This window comes from Streptomyces sp. NPDC016851 (assembly GCF_055562795.1).
The window spans coordinates 99,654-118,497 of record NZ_JBVHEP010000008.1 but is presented as its reverse complement, the minus strand read 5'-3'; the positions used below and the strand labels follow the sequence as shown (position 1 = coordinate 118,497).

The window sequence follows — 18,844 nt, the reverse complement described above, 5'->3', positions numbered from 1 at the left end:
TCCGGGAGAACCCAACGGTCGGGGCCCCGTCGTACGGCGAAGACGCGCCACCGGGCGGACCGGGCATCGTCACGCCATCTGGCGCCGCACCAGCTCGTGCAGCCGGCCACCGGTGTCGGCGAGCAGCTGTGCGGGCGGGCCCTGCTGGACGACCTTGCCGTCCTCCATCACCACCACCCGGTCGGCGTCCAGCACGGTCGACAGGCGGTGGGCGATGACGATCCGGGTGGCGTTGAGGGCCTTGGTGCTCTCGATGACCGTGCGCTGGGTCTCGTTGTCGAGGGCGCTGGTCGCCTCGTCGAAGAAGAGGATGCGCGGCCGGCGGATCAGCGCCTGGGCGATCATCAGCCGCTGGCGCTGGCCGCCGGAGACGGCGCCGCTGCCCGAGACGATGGTGTGCAGGCCCATCGGCATGCGCTTGATGTCCTCGGCGAGCCCGGCCATCTCGGCCGCCGCCATCGCCTCCTCCGGCGTGTACGGCTCGGTGCCGCAGATGACGTCCAGGATCGAGCCGGTGAACGGCTGCGCGTGCTGGAGCACCACACCGCACTGGCGGCGCACCGCCGACTGGTCGAGCGCGGCCAGGTCCTGGCCGTCGTAGAGGACGCTGCCCGACACCGGGCGGTCGAAGCCGATCAGCAGGCGCAGCAGCGTCGACTTGCCGCAGCCGCTCGGGCCGACGACCGCGACGAACTCGCCCGGCCGCACCTCGAACGACACGTCGTCCAGCACCAGCGGACCGTCGTCCGAGTAGCGGAAGGACAGCCGCCGCGCCTCCAGCGCCCCGGACAGCGGGCCCGGACGCGTGCTCGCCGTGCGCACCTCCGGCGTCGCGTCCAGCACCGGCTTGATCTCCTCGTACATCGGCAGCGCGGCCACGGCCGAGACGAAGGCGTTGGTCAGCTGCGTCACCGAGGTCAGCACCATCGTCACCGAGGTGTTGAAGGTGAGGAACGCGGCCGCCGACATCGAGCCCCGGGCCGGACCCGCCAGCAGCATGAACATCAGCAGCGTGCACAGCGGCAGGTACACCGCGCCCAGCACCGACGTGAGGTTCTTGATGCGGCCGACCTTCTGCTGGAGCTCACGGCTGCGCGCGAACTGGGACGCCCACGCGGCGTACGCGTAGTTCTCGGCGGCGGCCACCCGCAGCTTGGGCAGCCCGCGCAGCGTCTGGAAGGCCTGGTTGTTCAGCTTGTTGGAGAGCACGACCAGCCGCCGCTGCCAGCGCACCTGCCACAGCCCGAGCCCCAGGAACACGGCCGCGATGACCACGAGCATGCCGATCGCGGCCATCGCCATCGGCACGCTGAACCACAGCAGCAGCCCGAGATTCATCGCCCCGACCGTCACCGACTGGGCGACGGTCGGCCCGACTCCCGCCAGCAGTCTGCGGATCGAGCTGATGCCCATGGCCGCGCTGGCCAGTTCGCCGGTGGAGCGCTCGGTGAAGAACCTCGTCGGCAGTCTCAGCAGCCGGTCCCACACGGCCGGCTGGAGCGTGGCCTCGACCCGGCCCTCCAGTCGCAGGATGGTCAGGTTCTGCAAGAGCATGAAGGCCGCCGCCACCACGCTGCTGAGCATCACCGCCAGACACACCTGCACGATCAGGTCCGTCTGCGCCTTCGGCACGAACTCGCCGAGCACCTTGCCGGTCGCGATGGGCACCAGGGCGCCGATCGCCACCGTGACCAGTCCGCTGAGCAGCAGCCCCGTCAGATCGCCGCGCGTGCCCTGCATGCAGAACCGCAGCAGCCTCAGCGGACTGAGCCCCCGCTCGGGAAGCGGGCGGTAGAACATCACCGCGCGCGGCTCGAACTCGTCGGCGTTGGCCTTCTCGACCGGTGTCTCACGGCCGGTGGACGGATGGACGGCGACGTATCCGCCACGCCGCCACAGCAGCGCCACCGGCGCGCCCGACAGGGCCCGGTGACCGACCAGCGGCCCGACGTTGTCCCGCCACCAGCGGCCGTCCAGGCGCACGGCCCGGGTGCGGACACGGGAGGCCAGGGCGACCTGCTCGACCGGGTCGAGACGGTCCCCGCCGGTGCCCTTCTGGGTGGGCTCGGTGAGGCTGATCCCGGCCGCCTGCGCGACGAGCTTGCACGCCGCGTACGTGGCGTCGGCGTCGGCCGCGGTGGTCCGCTTCGACGACCGCTTGCCGATCGACGCGAGCAGCGTCTGGTCGGCCTGGGCGCGCACCGCCTCACCGGCCTTGATGCCCTCGGCCGTGCGCGACTCGTGGGTGCGCTCCAGCTGTTCGATCCAGCGGTCCAGCGTGGTCAGCAGCCGGTACTGCTGGTCGACCATGGACTGCCACAGCGCCGGGTCCATCAGCAGGTCGGCCGCGGCCTCCGCGCCGTACAGCGAGCCGTACTGCACGCTGCCGGGCGGCACCTGCATCCAGAACACGTCGTCGTCCGTGGGCGCGGCGGCCCGCTCGGTCGCCATCGGCGCCTGGAAGAGGATCGACAGACTGCGGCCGACGCCCAGGGCGAGGGCGTACTCCAGCGGGCTCGTCGTCGGCGGCACGTACTGCGGGTTGCCGTACTCGTCGTACGACCAGGTCGCGGTGTTGGCGGGCTGGTACAGCTCGCGCAGGCCGATGCGGTGCACCACGCAGTCCCGCAGCGGGCGGGCCACCAGCGTGTGCTGGGGTCCCGGCACCGGCCCGAGCACCAGCGAGCCCGCCTCCAGCCGGCCCAGGTGGTGCCAGTGGCCCTGTCCGCCGGCGTCCACCGCGAACAGGTCGACGGCACCCGACGCGACCAGCCACAGCACCTGCGGGCCCTCCAGGTCCAGGCGGTTGAACCCGGCGCAGTCGATGCGCGCGCCCATCTGCCCGAACGCGTTGAGGACGAGGTCACCCTCGTGTCCTTGAACGGCCGTCATCTCACCGCTCCCTGACCAGTGCCGCGTACGCTCCGCCGCGCGCCACCAGGTCCTCGTGCCGTCCCCGCTCCACGATCGTGCCGTGCTGGAGGACGACGATCTCGTCACTGTCGCGGACGGTGCTGAGCCGGTGCGCGATCACCACACAGGCACAGCCGCGCCTGCGCAGGTTGTCCATGACGACCAGCTCGGTCTCCGCGTCCAGCGCGCTCGTCACCTCGTCGAGCACCAGGATGCTCGGCCGGCGCACCAGCGCCCGCGCGATCTCCAGGCGCTGGCGCTGCCCGCCGGAGAAGTTGCGGCCGTCCTGCTCGACCTTGCTGTGGATGCCGCCCGGACGGCGCGTGATCACGTCGAGCAGGGCGGCGTCGCGCAGCGCGTCCTCCACCGCCTCGTCCGGGATCGACGGGTCCCACAGCGCCACGTTGTCGCGGACCGTGCCCTCGAAGAGGAACACGTCCTGGTCGACGAAGGAGACGGAGGCGGCCAGCGCCCCGCGCGGGATGTCCTCGATGCGCTGTCCGTCGATGCGGATCACGCCCTCCCACGGTGCGTACAGGCCGGAGATCAGCCTCGACACCGTGGACTTGCCGCTGCCGGACCCGCCGACCAGCGCGACCTGCTGCCCGGGACCGACCGTCAGGTCGAAGCCGGTGAGCAGGGGCTTGTCGAGCGGGCTGTAGCCGAAGGTGATGTTCTCCAGCTCGACGTGGCCCTGGAGGCGGCGCGTCGACTCGCCGGACTCGGGGCGGCCGTAGAGCGGGTCGGCCTTGAAGTTCTCCACGTCCTTCAGCCGCGCCACGTCGGCCGCGAAGTCCTGGATGCGGCCCGCGACGCCGTTCAGCCGGGTCAGCGGGGCCGTGAACCGGGTGACCAGCGCCTGGAAGGCGACCAGCAGACCGACCGAGATGTGACCCTCGACCGCCCGCATACCGCCGATCCACAGGATCAGCGCGCTGTTGAGGGTGGCCAGCGTCGGCGCGACCACGCCCAGCCAGGCGCTCGGCACACCGAGCCGCTGCTGCTCCTCCAGCGTGGTGGCGTGCTGCCCGGCCCACTTGCGGAAGTAGCCGTCCTCGCCGCCGGTCGCCTTCATCGTCTCGATCAGCTGGAGGCCGGTGTAGGCGGTGTTGGTCAGCCGGGCCGTGTCGGCGCGCAGCTTCGCCGTGCGCGTGGCCCGCAGCCGGATGACGACCCGCATGGCCACGATGTTCAGCAGCGCCACGCCGATGCCGACGAACGTCAGCTGAGGGTCGTACGTGTACAGCAGCACCGCGTACAGGACGACGACGACCGCGTCCACGCCCGCCGCCGCGAGGTCGCGCGACAGCGTCTCGGCGACCGCGTCGTTGGACTGCAGCCGCTGCACCAGGTCCGCCGGGCTGCGCTGGGAGAAGAACGTCACCGGCAGCCGCAGCAGATGGCGCAGGAAGCGGGCGCTGGACAGGGTCGAGGAGATGATCCGGCCGTGCAGCAGGTTGGCCTGCTGGAGCCAGGTGAGGACGACGGTGAACAGGACGCACGCCGCCATCGCCGTGAACAGCGTCGGCAGCAGCGAGGTCTGGTTCCCGATCAGGAACTCGTCGATGTAGGTGCGGCTGAGCGCGGGCACCGCCGCGCCGACCGCCACCAGCAGCAGGCTCGCCAGGACGGCGGCGGGCATCGTGCCCGCGGTGCCGCGCAGCCGCGCCGGCATGGCGCCGAGGATGCCGGGCTTGCGGCCGCCCCGGGTGAAGTCCTCGCCGGGCTCCATGACCAGCACGACACCGGTGAAGCTGCCGTCGAAGTCCTCCATGGGGACAAAACGGCGGCCCTTGCCCGGGTCGTTGATGTAGACGCCACGGCGGCCGAAGCGGCGGCCCATGCCGTCGTAGACGACGTAGTGGTTGAACTCCCAGAACAGGATGGCCGGCGACTTCACCTCGGCGAGGGCGGCCAGGTCCATCTGCATGCCCTTGGCCGTCAGGCCGTAACTGCGGGCCGCCTTGAGGAGGTTGCTGGCGCGCGAGCCGTCGCGGGAGACGCCGCAGGCGATGCGCAGCTCCTCCAGCGGGACGTGCTTGCCGTAGTGGCCGAGCACCATCGCGAGGGAGGCGGCACCGCACTCCACGGCCTCCATCTGGAGCACGGTGGGCGTGCGGACGGTCTTCGCCGAGGCCTTGGGCACCTTGCGCTTGGGCGGGGCGGCGCGGCGCCGGCCCCGGGTGTCCGGTGCGGTCGCGGTCACGGCAGCAGCCAGTCGACGGGACGCTGGTCGGCCAGTTGGATCGACCCCGAGGCCAGCGTCATGGAGTTCAGCTTGAACGGCGGCCCGTCCGCGGAGGACCACTTGTAACCGCTCTTCGTGGCGGACGACTTGTCCAGCCGGACCGTCACGGCCACCGGCCTGCCCTTCTTCGTGAACTGCTCGCCGAGCTGGCTGTCCCCGAGGAACGCGGCGATCTGCTGCGGGGACTGGGCCGAGCGGTCCACCGACTTCACATGGCCTCGCAGCACGCCGTACTCCTGGGTCGGCACCGACTGCACGGTCAGGTCGACGGCGGCGTCGTCGGGGATGGAGGCGGCGTTCTCGGCGGGGACGTAGACCGTCGCGTACAGGGCGTCCTTGGTGTGGGCGACCTTCTCGACGGAGGCGACGTTCGCGCCGGTCTGGATGATCTGTCCGACGGTCGCGGCGAGGGCGGAGACACGGCCCGCGTCGAGCGTGCGGACGACGGTCTCGCCCTTGGGCGTACGGACCTTGAGCACAGGGGAGTTCGCGGGCAGCGTCTGGCCCTGCTTCGCGAGGACCGCGGTGACCTGGCCGGCCACGGGGCTCTGCAGGAGGTAGCTGCCCTGCCCGTGCGTGAGGATGGCGGGCGCGCTGACGGTGGAGGTCACCGAGCCGGTCACCGCCCACACCGAGGCGGCCGCCATCGCGACGACCGTCACCGAGAGCACCAGCCAGCCCTGCGGGCGGGCGAAGCGCACCGGCAGGTCGAGTTCCTCAGGTGACTGGAGCTTGGCGAGGGCCTGTTGGCGGAACTGCAAGGAACTTCCCTCACCCGTAGAAGAGGTTCTTACGGCCGCAGCAGAGGCTGTTACGGCACCCGAAGATCCCGGAACCGCCGGCTGCGGCTCCGGGAGTCAACGGCACTGGGGCTCGATCAGAGACCGGCGACCAGGTTGGTGACCGGGGCCGTGTTCAGGCCGGTGGCGCCCTCGACGGTGCCGACGGCCGTGTTGACCAGGCCGGAAACCGGGGCGATGCCGTCGACCGTGTCGGTGACGGTGTTCACGGCGTTCACGGACAGGCCGCCGGAGACGGCGTCGAGCTCGGCGTCGGCGATCTCGACGGTCTCAACCTGGGGGGTGGAGTTCATGATGGAACTTCCTTCCGTATGGATATCTCACAAGGGGGGAGCGGCCCCCTCTGGGGACAGATGACGGCCGCGACCGCGGGTGCCGGACTCTCGTTTCCGAGTGCCCTGTGCGGCCCCCGCGGTGCGATGGATCAAAGCACGCTGCGGGCGCGGGCTTCCAATCAACCAGCCGTCTCACCAGGCAACTTGCGCCCCAGTGGCACCGAAGCGTGCAGGTGTGGGCACGCCTTCGTGGCGACTTCTTCACATGGGGGCACGGCATCGGCTCATCCGGCCCCTGTCCCGGGGAGCGGCGAATCCGGCACTCCCGCCCCAAAGGCGTGACCGACGCGGCCGGCGCCCGGTCAATCCTGGACTCGGTGACCAGGTTGAGCATTCGGTGTGCAGATTCGCTGAAGGTGGGATTCCGCTCCGTGATCTCAACAGACCGTTCCCGATCGGATACGGATCGTGATCGTTCGGTATGCCGTCAGAGGCCCGGGCCTGAAACGCCGTCATCCGGCCATGGGGGAGCGGTGGGCCGACGCGTTTCGTACTCCCCGGCGTGCCGCCGTGACCAGGAGGGTCGCAGACCGTGCGGTTCGGTGCGCGGGCGGCGGGAGTTGGCTGATTCCGCGATGCGAACGGATCACTTGCAAACGGAATTGAACGCCCCAGGAAGCCCGTGCGTACCAACAGCCATCCAGGCGCCCCCCAAAGCTGCCGGACGGCGGCACCTACTCCGTTCCCCAGGAGGAGAGAAGTTTGAGTCACAAGCGAATTCCGAAGCGCAAGGCCGCGATAGCGGCGGGCAGCGTGGTGGCGCTCGGCGCGGCCGCGATCCTGCTCCCCAACGCCAACGCCTCGCAGGACGGTTCGTCCGACGACGCGGCGGCCGCGCCGAAGACCCTGAAGGCGGGCGACGCCTCGGATCTCGCCTCGCAGCTGTCCGGGCTCCTCGGTGAGGCGTTCGGCGGCTCCTACTACGACAGCGACAGCCAGCAGCTCGTCGTCAACGTCGTACCGGGCGACAACAACAACGTCGTCGTGCAGGCGAAGGCGGCGGGTGCGAAGGTCCGCGAGGTCGACAACAGCTGGTCGGAGCTGAAGAGCGGGGCGCAGACCCTGAAGTCGGACGCGACCATCGCGGGCACCTCGTGGGCGATCGACCCGCGCACCAACAAGCTCCTGGTGACGGCCGACAGCACCGTCACCGGCGCCAAGTGGGACAGACTGGAGTCCACCGTGCAGAGCCTCGGCTCCGGCATGGCGACCCTCAAGAAGTCCTCGGGCACCTTCAAGCCGTTCGTCTCGGGCGGTGACGCCATCTTCGCGGGCGGCTCGCGCTGCTCCCTCGGCTTCAACGTCACCGCGGGCGACGGCTCGCCGGCCTTCCTGACGGCCGGTCACTGCACCCTCGGCGGCAACGAGTGGTCGGACACGCAGGGCGGCCAGCCGATCGCCACCGTCGACCAGTCGACCTTCCCCGGCGACGGCGACTTCGCGCTCGTGAAGTACGACGACCCGGCGACCGAGGCGCCCAGCGAGGTCAACACCGGCGACCAGACCGTCCAGATCACCGAGGCCGCGGAGGCGACCGTCGGCCAGGAGGTCTTCCGGATGGGCAGCACCACCGGGCTCGCCGACGGCCAGGTCCTCGGCCTCGACGCCACGGTGAACTACCCGGAGGGCACGGTCACCGGCCTCATCCAGACCGACGTCTGCGCCGAGCCCGGCGACAGCGGCGGCTCCCTGTTCACCCAGGACGGTCTCGCGATCGGCCTGACCTCGGGCGGCAGCGGTGACTGCACGGCCGGCGGCGAGACGTTCTTCCAGCCGGTGACCACCGCGCTGGAAGCGGTCGGCGCGACTCTCGGCGCGGGCGGCGCGGCCGGCGGCGCGGGCGAAGAGGCCGGTGCCGGCGAGGACGCCGGTGCCGGTGAGGAAGCGGGCGCCGGTGAGGAAGCCGGAGCCGGAGCCGGCGGCGAGGCTGGCGCTGGCGCTGGTGAAGAGGCTGGTGCCGGTGAAGAGGCCGGCGCTGGTGCCGGTGAGCAGGCCGGAGGCGACGAAGCGGGCGCCGGAGCCGGTGCGGGCGCCGGTCAGGACGCGGGCCAGGGTGCCGAGGACCAGTCCGGTCTGACCGAGTCCCGCTGACCCGTAAGCGTCGGCAGCCGGTCCGACGATGCCGGCCCGGTCCCGCCCCCTTCCTGGCGGGACCGGGCCGGCCCACCGGCGTTTCCGGCAGCGGAGCGGACTGAGCCGCGGTCGCGGGCGGATGGCGCCCACCGGCGGCGTTCCCGCCGCGGAACGGCTTGCGAGGCGCTTGGGCGGGTCCGGGCCGGGTGTGTCTGTCGGCGATGTCGGCAGCTCAGCGGTCTGAGGCGCGGTTCCGGGTCCGCGGTGCCCACCGGCGTTTCCGGCCGCTGAGCGGCTGGAGATGGGCTGGAGCGGGTCCGGGCTGGAGGCCCCCGGCGTTTCAGCGCCATCGACCAGCCTGAGCCGCGCTCTCGTGGTTCCGGCCGGTGGCGCCGGGCGCTCGAAGCCGCCGACCGGCCTGAGCCGCGCTCTCGTGGTTCCGCCCGGCGGTGGAGTGGGCCGGTCCTTCGGCGGGAGGGCCGGTCCGTTCGCGCGTCAGTGGAAATCGCAGGAGCGCGGAACGTCGGAGTCCTAACCGACGGCCCTGAGCAGCAACAGGGCGATGTCGTCGAGTCGTTCCTCCCCGTCCGTGCGGTGGCGCTCCGGGCGGACGAGGCTGTCGGCCAGTTCGTCCAGCGGCTGGTCCCCGGCGTCGGTCAGGCGACGGCCCAGGGCCGCGAGGGCCTCCTCGAAATCGGTGCCGGGGGACTCGACCAGCCCGTCGGTGTAGAGGACGAGCAGGGAGCCGGGGGCGAAGGCGACCTCCGTCGTCGGGTACACCGCGGAGGCGTCGATGCCCAGCAGCGGGCCGCCGGCCAGGTCGAGCACGCGCACCCGCCCGTCCGGGCGTCTCAGCAGCGGCGGCGGATGGCCCGCCCGCGACATCACGGCCCGGCCGCGCGCCGGGTCGAGCCGCAGGTACAGGCAGCTGGCGAACAGGTCGGCCCCCAGGTCCAGCAGCAGCCGGTTGGTGCTGCGCATGACCTCCTCGGGCGCCTGGCCCACGGCCGTGTACGCGCGCACCGCGGTGCGGACCTGCCCCATCAGCCCGGCCGCCGTGACGTTGTGGCCCTGCACGTCACCGATCACCGCCGCCGCCATGCCCTGGGTGCGCACCAGGTCGTAGAAGTCGCCGCCGATGTCCATGCCCTGCGTGGCCGGCACATAGCGGGCGGCCGCCTCGATGCCGGGCAGCGACGGCAGGGAGTGCGGCAGCAGCGCCTCCTGGAGGCCGTGCGCGAGCCGGTGCTTGGCGTCGTAGAGCAGCGCCCGCTCCAGCGCCTGGGCGATCAGCCCGGCCAGGCTGGTCATCACCGCCCGTTCCTCCGTCGGGAAGGGGTGCGGCTCGGTGTAGGAGAGCACGCACGTCCCCACCGGCCGGCCCTGGGCGATCAGCGGCAGATACGCCCAGGCCGCGAACCCGTCGGGCGTCGCGGCCCGCGCCGGGTAGAGGCGCTCCAGCTGTTCCTGCGACTCGAAGAAGGCGGGCACGCCCGTCCGCAGCACCTGTGTGCCGGGCGTCGATTCGGTCAGCGGCATCCCGTCGAACCGTTCCACCACGTTCGCGTCCCGGTACCCGCGGTGCCCGAGCACCCGCAGCCGGTTGGCCCGCGAGCCCAGCAGCACCAGGGCCTGGCTGCCCACGGCCGGGGCGATCTCGTCCGCGACCAGCTGCACCACGTCCTGCACCCCCACCGCCTCGGTGAGCGCACTGGCCAGGTTCAGCACCTGCGTGATGGTGACCAGCCGGGTCGGCGTCCCGTCGGGCGGCGGTGCGGTCCGGTTCATCTCGGCCACGGCCCGGGCCCTGGTGATCCGGACACTGAGGCCGGTCGTGCTCGGATACAGCCGGAACGACAGCCACTCGCCGGGCGGACGCAGCGCCACGAACGAGGCGGTGTGCTGGCTCATCAGCGCGGCCCGGTAACGGTCCTCGTAGACCGGGTCGTTGAGCCACGGCACCGACGCCCACAACTGTGTGCCGAGCAGCCGGCTGACCGGGACGTTCAGCAGCTCGGCAGCCGCCGCGTTGACGAAGCCGATCCGCCCGTGCAGATCCAGGGAGACCAGCCCGTACGGCAGCCGGCTCACCATCCGGGCCGCCTCGACCGTGCCGAGCGTGCCGGCCATCCCGCCCACCAAGGGCGAGGCGACCAGATCGGTCTCGGGGTGCGGCGGGATGCTGTGCTCGGCGGCCCGCTCCAGCCGGACCGCCAGCCGCCCGCAGGCCGCCGTCAGGTGCTCGCGCTCCCGGTCGGTCAGCTCCGGCGGATGCCCGCCCGGCCAGGTCACGAACACCGCACCGTACACGGTGGACTCGGTGGCCACCGGCACGGCGGCCAGGGCGAACGGATACGGCAGCACCATGGCGATCCGCGGGTAGCGGCGGGCCATCTCCTCCTCGCCGCCGACCCACACCAGCCGCCGCTCGCGCGCCGCGTCGGCGACCGGGATCGGCGCGCTCAACCCCACCCGCTCCCAGGGCGCCGCGAACGCCCGGGGCAGCCCCGCCATCACCGCCATCTCCAGCACCGGCTGGTCCCGCCCCAGCAGGTACACCGCGCCGGAGTGGGCGTGCACCTCGTCCATCATCGAGGCCAGGGCCAGGGACAGCAGGGGACGGCCGACCGGCGTCCTGGCGGCTGCCGGCGCCTGCGCGGACGACTGCCCGTCGGACACGCCGACCACCTCCTCGCACGGCCGCGCGACCGGACTCAGGAACAAATGTCCTCCCTGGCGGCCCGTCGCGCACGACGAGCGGCCCGGGGGGCAGACCTGGTTACCGTCGGTCACACTCACGGGGTCCCGTTGCAGGCGCCCGCGTACCCCGACCGCCGCGACCCATGCCGCCGAAGTCGAAGCGCGGCAGGGTGTACGGGCGCCGCGTGTGCGCCCCCGCGCACCCTGATGGCCGGATCATCGCGCCCACGCAGGGTCACGGTCCCGAACAATGGGTCACGCGCTCAACACGACGACGAGGCAGGCGTACGGCGAGCCGAGGGGGTGGCAGTGATCCGGGTGCTTCTGGTGCACGACGAGTGTCTGGTGCGATCGGTGCTGGCGGAGTGGCTGCGGGGGGAGTCCGATCTCGTGGTGCACGACACGTCGTGGCGAGGCGCGCCCACACTGCTGCCGACCGTGCGGCCGGACGTCTGCGCGGCGGACCTGGAGTGCGCGGATTCCTACGGCATCCCTCCGCTGGGCGAGCTGTGCCGGCCGGGCCCGGACCGGACGCGCCCGCGCCTGCTCGTGCTCGCCACCGCGAACCGGCCGGGACTGCTGAAACGGGCTGCCGAGGCGGGGGCGCTCGGCTACGTCGACAAGGAGGGTTCGCCGCAGAACCTGCTGCGCGGGATCCGCCGGGTCGCCGAGGGGGAACGTTTCGTCAACGACTCGCTGGGCTTCGGCTTCCTCAAGGCGGCCGAGATGCCGCTGACCCGAAGAGAGCTGAGCGTGTTATCCCTCGCGGCTGAGGGAGCCTCCATCGCGGAGATCGCCGGGAGCCTGCACCTGTCCCACGGGACCGTGCGGAACTACATGGCGGCCATCACCCGCAAGACCGGGGCCCGCAACCGCATCGACGCGATCCGCATCTCGCAGGGCCAGGGATGGCTCTGACCGCCGGGCCGGGGCAGGCGTCCAGCTCCCGACGAGGTCCCGGTACAGCGCCGAGGACCGCATCAGCTCCGCATGGCCGCCGCAGGCCGTGTCCCGGCCGTCCATGACCAGCACGCGTTCGGCGCGGCGGGCGGAGCTGATGCGGTGGGCGACGACCACCAGGGTCCCGCCCGGCCGCGCGGCGAAGGCCCGCTCCGCGCGCTCCTCCGTCTCGGCGTCCAGATGGCAGGTCGCCTCGTCGAGCAGGGCGAGCGAGGCGTACGACAGGTACGCCCGGGCCAGCGCGACCAGTTGCCGTTCGCCCGCCGACAGGGCGGCCGGATCGACCCGGGCGCCGAGGCCGCCGAGCCGTTCGGCCAACGGAACAAGACCGACCGCCTCGGCCGCGGCCCGCAGCTCCTCCTCGGGCACCGGGTCCGGGCGCAGGTACGCGAGGTTCTCGGCCAGGGTGCCGCCGAAGACGTACGCCTCCTGCGGGATGAGCACCCGCGCGGCGGCCGCCTCCGGCCCGGGCACGGGGTGCCCGCCCACGGCGACGGTGCCCTCGTCCGGCGTGAGCAGCCCGGCCACGAGGCCGGTGAGCGTGGACTTCCCGACACCGCTGGGCCCGACGACGGCCAGGTGCGAGCCGACCGGGAGGGTGAGGTCGAGCCCGTCGACGACGGGGGCGCTGGCAGGGCCGTAGGCGAAGGTGACGGAGGAGAGGGACAGGGCCGGGGGAGAGGGAGAGGGGGAGGGTGAGGGCGACGGAGAGGGGGTGGCGGGGTCGGTCCGGCGGGTGGCGGCGGGCGTGTGGCGGGTGCCAGCGGTGGCCTCGGTGACGGGGGGCGTGTCGTGTGTGCCGTCGGGGCCGGTGGTGACGGGGGGCGTGTCCTGTGTGCCCTCAGTGTCGTCGGCGACAGCCGGCGTGCGGCGCGTGTCGTCGGCGGCCCCTGCCGCGTCCGGAATCGCGCCGCGGGGCCCGTCGGCGCGGGTGCCGGGGGCGGGGCGCAGCGCCTGCCGCTGTGTCGCGTCCGCTGACTGGGGTCCCACGCGCAGGGCCGCCCCGGCCCGCGCTCCGGCGTCGCCCGTGCCCCCGGCCTCGGCGGAACCCGCCCCGGTCAGCCTGCGCAGCACCACCGTCAGGCGGGAGCCGCTCGTGCCCAGGCCGTGGACCAGGTTGCGCAGGGCGGGCAGCAGGGACTGCGTGACGTAGGCGAGGGCGCCGACCAGGGCGCCCGTGGTGACGCCGTGGGCCAGGAGCCACGGGGCGGTGGCGAGCAGCAGCACGATCGGCAGCTGGCCGCCGAGCGCCAGGGACGCCACGCGCAGTACGCCCCAGTGGGCCAGGGCACGCGCCGCCCGCAGTTCCGCCTCGACCCGGTCGGCGGTGCCGGCGGCGATGTGCGCCTCGGCGCCGGTCGCCGTGATGTCCCGCAGGCCCGGGCAGACGGTGCCCAGGTGCCCCGCGAGGGCCTCGTCGGCGACGAGGAACGCCTCCTGCCGCCGGGCGAGCGGCCGCAGTGTCGCCGCGAACAGCGCCACCCCCGCGGCCAGGGGCGGCCCGACGACCAGCAGGAGCGGCGGGGCGAGCGTGAACAGCCCGGCCAGGGCACCGGCGGCGGTGAACACGAAGGAGCGGGAGACCATGACCAGCCCGGCGAAGGTGTCCCGCGCGATCTCCACCTGCTGGGTGAGCCCCGACAGGGAACTCGCGTCACCGGTCCGCACTCCTCGGGACACCACCCGCTCCACGAGCCGGTCCCGGAACGGTTCGACCAGCGCGGCGACGGCGGCGTACACCCGCCCCGTCCCGTACGCCCCGGCCAGGACACCGAGCCCGGCCACCGCCAGCCAGGCCAGCCCTACATCCGGCCGCCCCCGCAGGAACCCCTCGTCCAGGGCCCGGGCGGTCCCGTACCCGATGAGGAAGGTCTGCCCGGTCTCCAGCACCGACCAGGCGGTGAGCCGCAGCAGGACCCGCCACCGGGCCAGCAGGAACCGCAGGCCCCGTGAGGGCAGCCCGCGCCGCACGGGGCTGTCCGTCATGCCCGTCACGCTCGTCATGCCTCCGCCCCGCTCCCGGCCCCGGCGTACGCCGATTCCGTCCCCTCCCCGAACACGGCCCGGTACTCCGTGAGCCGCCACAGCTCCTCGTGCCGCCCCACCGCCCGCACGCGCCCCCCGTCCAGCCAGGCCACCGCGTCGGCGCAGGCGGCCGTGGTGGCGCGGTGGGCGACCAGGAGCCGGGTTCCGGCGGGGCCGTCGCCGAGGAGGGCGTCGGTGATGCGGCGTTCCGTCACCGTGTCCAGGCTGGAGAGGGCGTCGTCGAGGATCAGCAGCCGGCCGTCGTGGGCGAACGCCCGGGCGAGACCCAGCCGTTGGGACTCGCCGCCGGAGCGCGGGGCGTCGGCGACGGGCGTGCCGTATCCGTCGGGGAGGCGGCGGACGAAGTCGTCGGCGAGGGCCGTGCGGGCCGCCTCGCGGATGCGGTCGGGGGAGGGGGCCGCCAGGCCGAGGCCGATCGCCTGCTCGACCGTGCCGCCGAGGAGGGCCGGACGGGCGAAGGCGTATCCGACGGCGCGCCGCAGGTCGTCGTGCGGCAGCTCGCGCAGCGGCACCCCGTCGAGGAGCACCTCACCGGCGTCCGGGTCGGCCAGCCGTCCCGCGAGTGCGGCCAGCAGCGACTTGCCCGCGCCCGACCGGCCGACCACGGCCAGCGTCGTGCCGCCCGGTACGACGAGGTCGACTCCGTCGAGGACGGGGCGTCCGCCGCGCCGGGCCGTCACGCCGCGCAGCTCCAGCCGCCCGGGCCCGTCGGGCAGCCGCCGTGCGCCGAAGGCGGGGGCGGGCTCGGCCTCGATCTCGCCGAGGCGCCGGGCCGCCGCCCGGGCCCGGGCCAGGCCCGCGAGCCGGCCGACCAGGACGCCGACGCCCGTCGCGAGTACGGCGTACCGCGACGCCGCGAGCACGTCGCCCACCGTCAGCAGGTCCCGGGTCAGCAGCACACCGGCCACGGCGACGACCCCGAGCTGGAGCAGCGGCGCCACGGCGACCGCCTGTGCGGCGGCGCGCCCCTGCACCCGCCACATGCGGTGCCCGGCCTCCGACAGGCCAGGCAGCGGCCGCAGCACCCGGGCCGTCTCCCGGCCCTCCGTACCCGCCGCCCGGACGGTGCGGAAGCCCTCGACGGCCTCGGCCAGCGCGGCGGCGATCCGGCCCTGGGCCCGCTGGTACCGCGTCGCGCTCTCCGTGGTGTCCCGGGCGACGGCACGCAGCAGGAACGTCAGGACGGGCGCCCCGGCGAGGAAGACGGCCGCGAGCCGCCAGTCGATCAGGCCGAGCGCGACCACGCCCCCGAGCGGACCGGCGAGGGCGGCGAGCAGCGCCGCACGGGCCGCCGGAGTGGTCCCCGCCTCGGCGGCGTTGCCGACCAGGCGCGCGACGAGGTCACCGGAGCCGAAGCGGTCGGCGGCCCGCGGGCCGATGCCCAGGACATGTCCGGTCAGTCGGCGGCGCAGCCACGCGGTGCTGCGGGCGTCGACGGTCCCGGTCAGGACGGTCTGGGCCGCGTCCAGCAGGGCGAGCAACAGCACGAGGCCGGCGCAGTACAGCACCCAGCGGGTCGCCGGGGCCTGCGCCAGCAGCAGATCGAGGGCCCGGCCCAGCGCGGCCGGCAGCAGCAGTCCGGCACCGGTCGCGGCGGTGCTGACCAGACACAGCGCCGCACAGCGGGCCCCGCTGTACCGGCCGGCCGTACGGAGCAGCGCGCGGGCGTGTCCGGTCGCCGGGTCGTCGTCACCACGCGTGGTCATACGGGCCTTTCGGAAACGGGAGGACCCCGGGCGGCCCCTCCCGGAAGGGAGGGAGCCGCCCGGAGCCATGCCGCGGACCGTCGGTCAGAGACAGAGCAGGACGCTCGCCGCGCTGATGCAGGAGAACAGGCTCACCGTGCTGGCGCCGCCACCGTCCGTCCGCTCCTCGGACTCGATGGTCTGCAGGTCGAGAAGTGCCATGGTGTGTCCTTCCGTTGGGTGTCCGTCCGTGGTCATCCGTGGGGACGGGGTGGTGTCACGACTCCGCGGGATCGCGGAACCGCGTATCGGTGGGCCGCCGGTGCGGCGGCGGGAGGAACGGCAGGTGGGCGTCGGTCGCCGGGTCGAGGGCCGCGCCGAGCGCCAGCAGGCACCCTGCCGTTCCGGTGGCGAGGTCCATGGACAGCCGCATCATCTGGTGGCCGGGGAAGGCGAGTTGGCCCTCGTAGGCCATCGCGAACCAGCCGAGACCGGCGATCTGGGCGGCCAGCCGGTCCGCGGTCGCGCCCGGTTCGGTGGTGCGGCCGAGGTGGAGGATCATTCCGGCGCGGCCCTGGAACAGCCCGGGCTGCGCGTAGAAACGTGAGGTGGCCGCGGTGAGCACCCCGGAGCGCGCCGGGCCGAACTCCCCGGCCGTTTCCGGGGCGTGGGCCACGAGGTCGTCGAGGACCATCCCGATTCCCGCGCTGCCGTCGCCGAGATAGGGCAGGGTCCGCCAGCCCTCGTCGACCTCCAGCGCACCACCCTCGCGGGTCACACAGGACTCCAGGTCCCGGCGCAGGGCCACGGCCGCCGCCTGAAGCCATTCGGCCCGGCCGGTCCATTCGTACTGCCGCAGCATCAGCAGCGCCGGACCGGTCGCGCCCCGCAGCAGTCCGGCGCGCCGCCGGGGCGTGGCAGGCGGCGGCTCGGTGAGCCGTCGCACGAGGATCCGGGCGGCCTCGTCGGCCCGCTCGCGCAGCGCCGCTTCCCCGGTGGTGTGCGCCAAGTGGCCCAGGACGAGGCCCAGTCCGGCCAGTCCGCCGTGCAGGTCGGAGGACAGGTTCTGCCACCGCTCCGCGAGGATGCCCTCGACCAGGTCCAGCGCCCGCTGCCGGTGCCCGAGCCGGTCCAGGACCAGGGCCACGCCCGCGAGCCCGTCGTAGAGGCCGAGCGGCGTGCCCACCGGGGCCGGCGCCGTCCGGGCCAGCAGCCAGCGCTCGCCCTCCTCGTACCGCTCGGCGCCGATCGCGTCCAGCGCGTACAGCACCCCGGCCGCGCCGTGGGCGATCCCCAGCCCGCCGCCGTCGGAGAACTGGGCGACGTCGCCCGGGAAGAGCCGGTCGTCGCGCTCCGGGGTGGCCGAGGCGAGGATCGCCTTGACCATCGAGTCGCGGCTGTAGGGCCAGTCGCCTGGGTTCACCGGAGAGGACGGAGCGGCCACCGTGCGGCCGGACACCTCCCGCGTGATCTCGGCGACCGCCTCGTCGAGGAACTCCCGCGGCACGTCCGGGAACTGCTCGGCGATCACCTCGGCCAGATGTGCCGCCTTGCCGCGGTCGACCACGAACAGCGTGGTCACGGGCAGGAACAGGGCCAGCCGCAGACAGGCCAGCGCATAGCGGTCGACGTCGGCGCCCCGCCGGTCCGGCGGCGCGAAGAAGCCCGGGTGGGCGACGACCTGGCGGCCGTTCTCCCCGGCCGGGGCGGCGGCCTCGAAGTCGAGGAGGAAGACCGTCTCCTCGTCCGGCGCGACCATGATGTTGAAGACGTGCAGGTCGTTGAAGACGATGCCGCGCGCGTGCACCGCCGCCACGGCCTCCTCCACCCTGCGGTGGATGCGCAGCGCCCACGCGGTGTAGGAGGCGACGGCCTCCGGTTCGGGGTCCTGGGTGAGCAGCGGATGCCGCTCGGCGAAGAACGAGTTGAGCGGACGCCCCTCGAGGAAGTCCATCACCAGGAAGCGGTGGCCGCCGAGTTCGAACCAGTCGCGCACCTCCGGAACCACACCCGTGCCCGCGACCTGTTCCAGCGCCCGCTTCTCCCGCTCCAGCCGGGTGATCGCGTCGGCGCCGTCCGAGGCGAGCCCCGCGTGCGGCCGGCCCTCCTTCAGCACGACCTTGCGCCCGTCGCGCGTGTCGGTGCCGGTGTACACACCGCCGCCGTTGGAGAAGTGCAGCGCCTTCTCGATGCGGTAGGGCAGGTCGCCCGTCGTCGTGTTGTTGCGCGCGTCCAGATGGGGCTCGAGGAACTCCGGCAGCGTCACCCACTCCGGAACCTGGAAGGACGGCGCCCGCCGGTCCGGCACCAGCCGCCCCTCGCCGTCCCGCACCGCCGGCACGAGTGAGCCCCGGTCGTCCACGACGAACGAGCGCGCGAAGGCACCGTACCGGACGTACAGCGGGCCCTCGCCCCACCGCAGGTCGGTCAGGATGTACGGCCCCTCGAACCCCTCCAGCAGCGCCCCCAGCTCGCGCAGCACCTCGTGCAGCTGCTCCTCGCCGTCCGGATAGACGGTGACGAACTTGCCGCTGCCGTCGCGCGGCGCGTACTTGGTGTTGCGCAGGTGCAGCAGGTGCGGTCCCGGCACGAACTTGAAGGGGATCCGCCGCTCGACGCAGTAGTCCCAGACGATCCCGGCGATCTGTTCCGCGTTCGCCCGGGTCGCCGAGGCGTGGATCTTCCAGCCCTGCGCCGGGCCCTGCACCGGTTCGCCGTCCGCGCCGAGCGGCGTCATCGTCAGCCAGTCGCCGATCCGCGCCGCCTCCCAGCCCTCGGGCACCGGCCGGCGGGCCGTCTCGTAGAGGTGCGCGGCCGGCCCCTGCGCGGCATCCTGCCCGCCCCGCGCCAGCCGGTCCGGGGTCTCGTAGAAATGCCGGTCGGCGAGCGCGTACACCTCGTACCGCTTGTCCATGCGTCCCCCTGTCGTGACGGGCACCGAGCCTTCCAGCCACGCGACGGGCCCGGACAGTCACGCCTGTCACGAGAACACCGTGCGGAACGCATGGGTAAAGACATGTTCGGTGGCTTTCGAGCGCCCGCACCGGCCGGGCTCCACGGAACGCTCACAGGGGCTGCGCAGGT

The 18,844-nt window shown here is 73.4% G+C and carries 10 protein-coding genes and 1 pseudogene; 2 read left to right on the top strand and 9 right to left on the bottom strand.

Annotation, left to right across the window (positions count from 1 at the left end):
- Window positions 1–69: 69 nt before the first annotated feature.
- The 4 genes from ACZ3I3_RS15065 to ACZ3I3_RS15050 form a co-directional block, all read right to left on the bottom strand.
- Complete coding sequence (locus tag ACZ3I3_RS15065) at window positions 70–2,892, bottom strand: NHLP bacteriocin export ABC transporter permease/ATPase subunit (protein WP_467365163.1); 2,823 nt, start codon at window positions 2,890–2,892, stop codon at window positions 70–72.
- A 1-nt stretch (window position 2,893) separates the two neighbouring features.
- The gene (locus ACZ3I3_RS15060; RefSeq protein ID WP_467365161.1) at window positions 2,894–5,119 is read right to left on the bottom strand and encodes an NHLP family bacteriocin export ABC transporter peptidase/permease/ATPase subunit; all 2,226 of its coding nucleotides are present in this window, start codon (window positions 5,117–5,119) and stop codon (window positions 2,894–2,896) included.
- Window positions 5,116–5,922, bottom strand: coding sequence for a biotin/lipoyl-containing protein (locus ACZ3I3_RS15055; protein WP_467365159.1), 807 nt, complete (start codon window positions 5,920–5,922; stop codon window positions 5,116–5,118). Before ACZ3I3_RS15055 ends, ACZ3I3_RS15060 begins: the two co-directional genes overlap by 4 nt.
- Before the next feature lie 116 nt (window positions 5,923–6,038).
- On the bottom strand, window positions 6,039–6,254 hold the full coding sequence (locus ACZ3I3_RS15050; protein ID WP_086851420.1) for a type A2 lantipeptide: 216 nt from the start codon (window positions 6,252–6,254) through the stop codon (window positions 6,039–6,041).
- Between the two features lie 744 nt (window positions 6,255–6,998).
- Here ACZ3I3_RS15050 and ACZ3I3_RS15045 point away from each other — a divergent pair.
- Window positions 6,999–8,387 carry a S1 family peptidase gene (locus ACZ3I3_RS15045; RefSeq protein WP_467365157.1) on the top strand — a complete coding sequence of 463 codons (1,389 nt, stop codon included), beginning with the start codon at window positions 6,999–7,001 and terminating at the stop codon, window positions 8,385–8,387.
- Between the two features lie 513 nt (window positions 8,388–8,900).
- Here the strand turns inward: ACZ3I3_RS15045 and ACZ3I3_RS15040 are convergent.
- Entirely contained in the window at window positions 8,901–11,057 is a 2,157-nt protein-coding gene (locus ACZ3I3_RS15040) for a PP2C family protein-serine/threonine phosphatase (RefSeq protein ID WP_467365503.1), read from the bottom strand.
- A 321-nt stretch (window positions 11,058–11,378) separates the two neighbouring features.
- On the opposite strand from ACZ3I3_RS15040, the gene ACZ3I3_RS15035 reads away from it, so the two are divergent.
- A complete protein-coding gene (locus tag ACZ3I3_RS15035; RefSeq protein WP_467365155.1) occupies window positions 11,379–11,987 on the top strand; it encodes a LuxR C-terminal-related transcriptional regulator in 609 nt (202 codons plus the stop codon).
- A 288-nt stretch (window positions 11,988–12,275) separates the two neighbouring features.
- Here the strand turns inward: ACZ3I3_RS15035 and ACZ3I3_RS15030 are convergent.
- The 4 genes and pseudogenes from ACZ3I3_RS15030 to lanKC form a co-directional block, all read right to left on the bottom strand.
- Window positions 12,276–13,616 (bottom strand): annotated as a pseudogene (locus ACZ3I3_RS15030) (ATP-binding cassette domain-containing protein); the annotation flags it as partial.
- Window positions 13,617–14,029: 413 nt separating this feature from the next.
- Window positions 14,030–15,781: an ABC transporter ATP-binding protein gene (locus tag ACZ3I3_RS15025; RefSeq protein WP_467365153.1), complete on the bottom strand. Its 1,752-nt coding sequence runs from the start codon at window positions 15,779–15,781 to the stop codon at window positions 14,030–14,032.
- An 84-nt stretch (window positions 15,782–15,865) separates the two neighbouring features.
- Window positions 15,866–15,982 carry a SapB/AmfS family lanthipeptide gene (locus ACZ3I3_RS15020; protein WP_401463927.1) on the bottom strand — a complete coding sequence of 39 codons (117 nt, stop codon included), beginning with the start codon at window positions 15,980–15,982 and terminating at the stop codon, window positions 15,866–15,868.
- A gap of 55 nt (window positions 15,983–16,037) precedes the next feature.
- On the bottom strand, window positions 16,038–18,674 hold the full coding sequence (gene lanKC / locus ACZ3I3_RS15015) for a class III lanthionine synthetase LanKC (protein ID WP_467365151.1): 2,637 nt from the start codon (window positions 18,672–18,674) through the stop codon (window positions 16,038–16,040).
- Window positions 18,675–18,844 lie beyond the last annotated feature (170 nt).

Coding starts and splice junctions, on each gene's coding strand:
- ACZ3I3_RS15050 (WP_086851420.1), bottom strand. CDS start 6,254: ATGAACTCCACCCCCCAGGTTGAGACCGTCGAGATCGCCGACGCCGAG.
- lanKC (WP_467365151.1), bottom strand. CDS start 18,674: ATGGACAAGCGGTACGAGGTGTACGCGCTCGCCGACCGGCATTTCTAC.
- ACZ3I3_RS15025 (WP_467365153.1), bottom strand. CDS start 15,781: ATGACCACGCGTGGTGACGACGACCCGGCGACCGGACACGCCCGCGCG.
- ACZ3I3_RS15065 (WP_467365163.1), bottom strand. CDS start 2,892: ATGACGGCCGTTCAAGGACACGAGGGTGACCTCGTCCTCAACGCGTTC.
- ACZ3I3_RS15020 (WP_401463927.1), bottom strand. CDS start 15,982: ATGGCACTTCTCGACCTGCAGACCATCGAGTCCGAGGAGCGGACGGAC.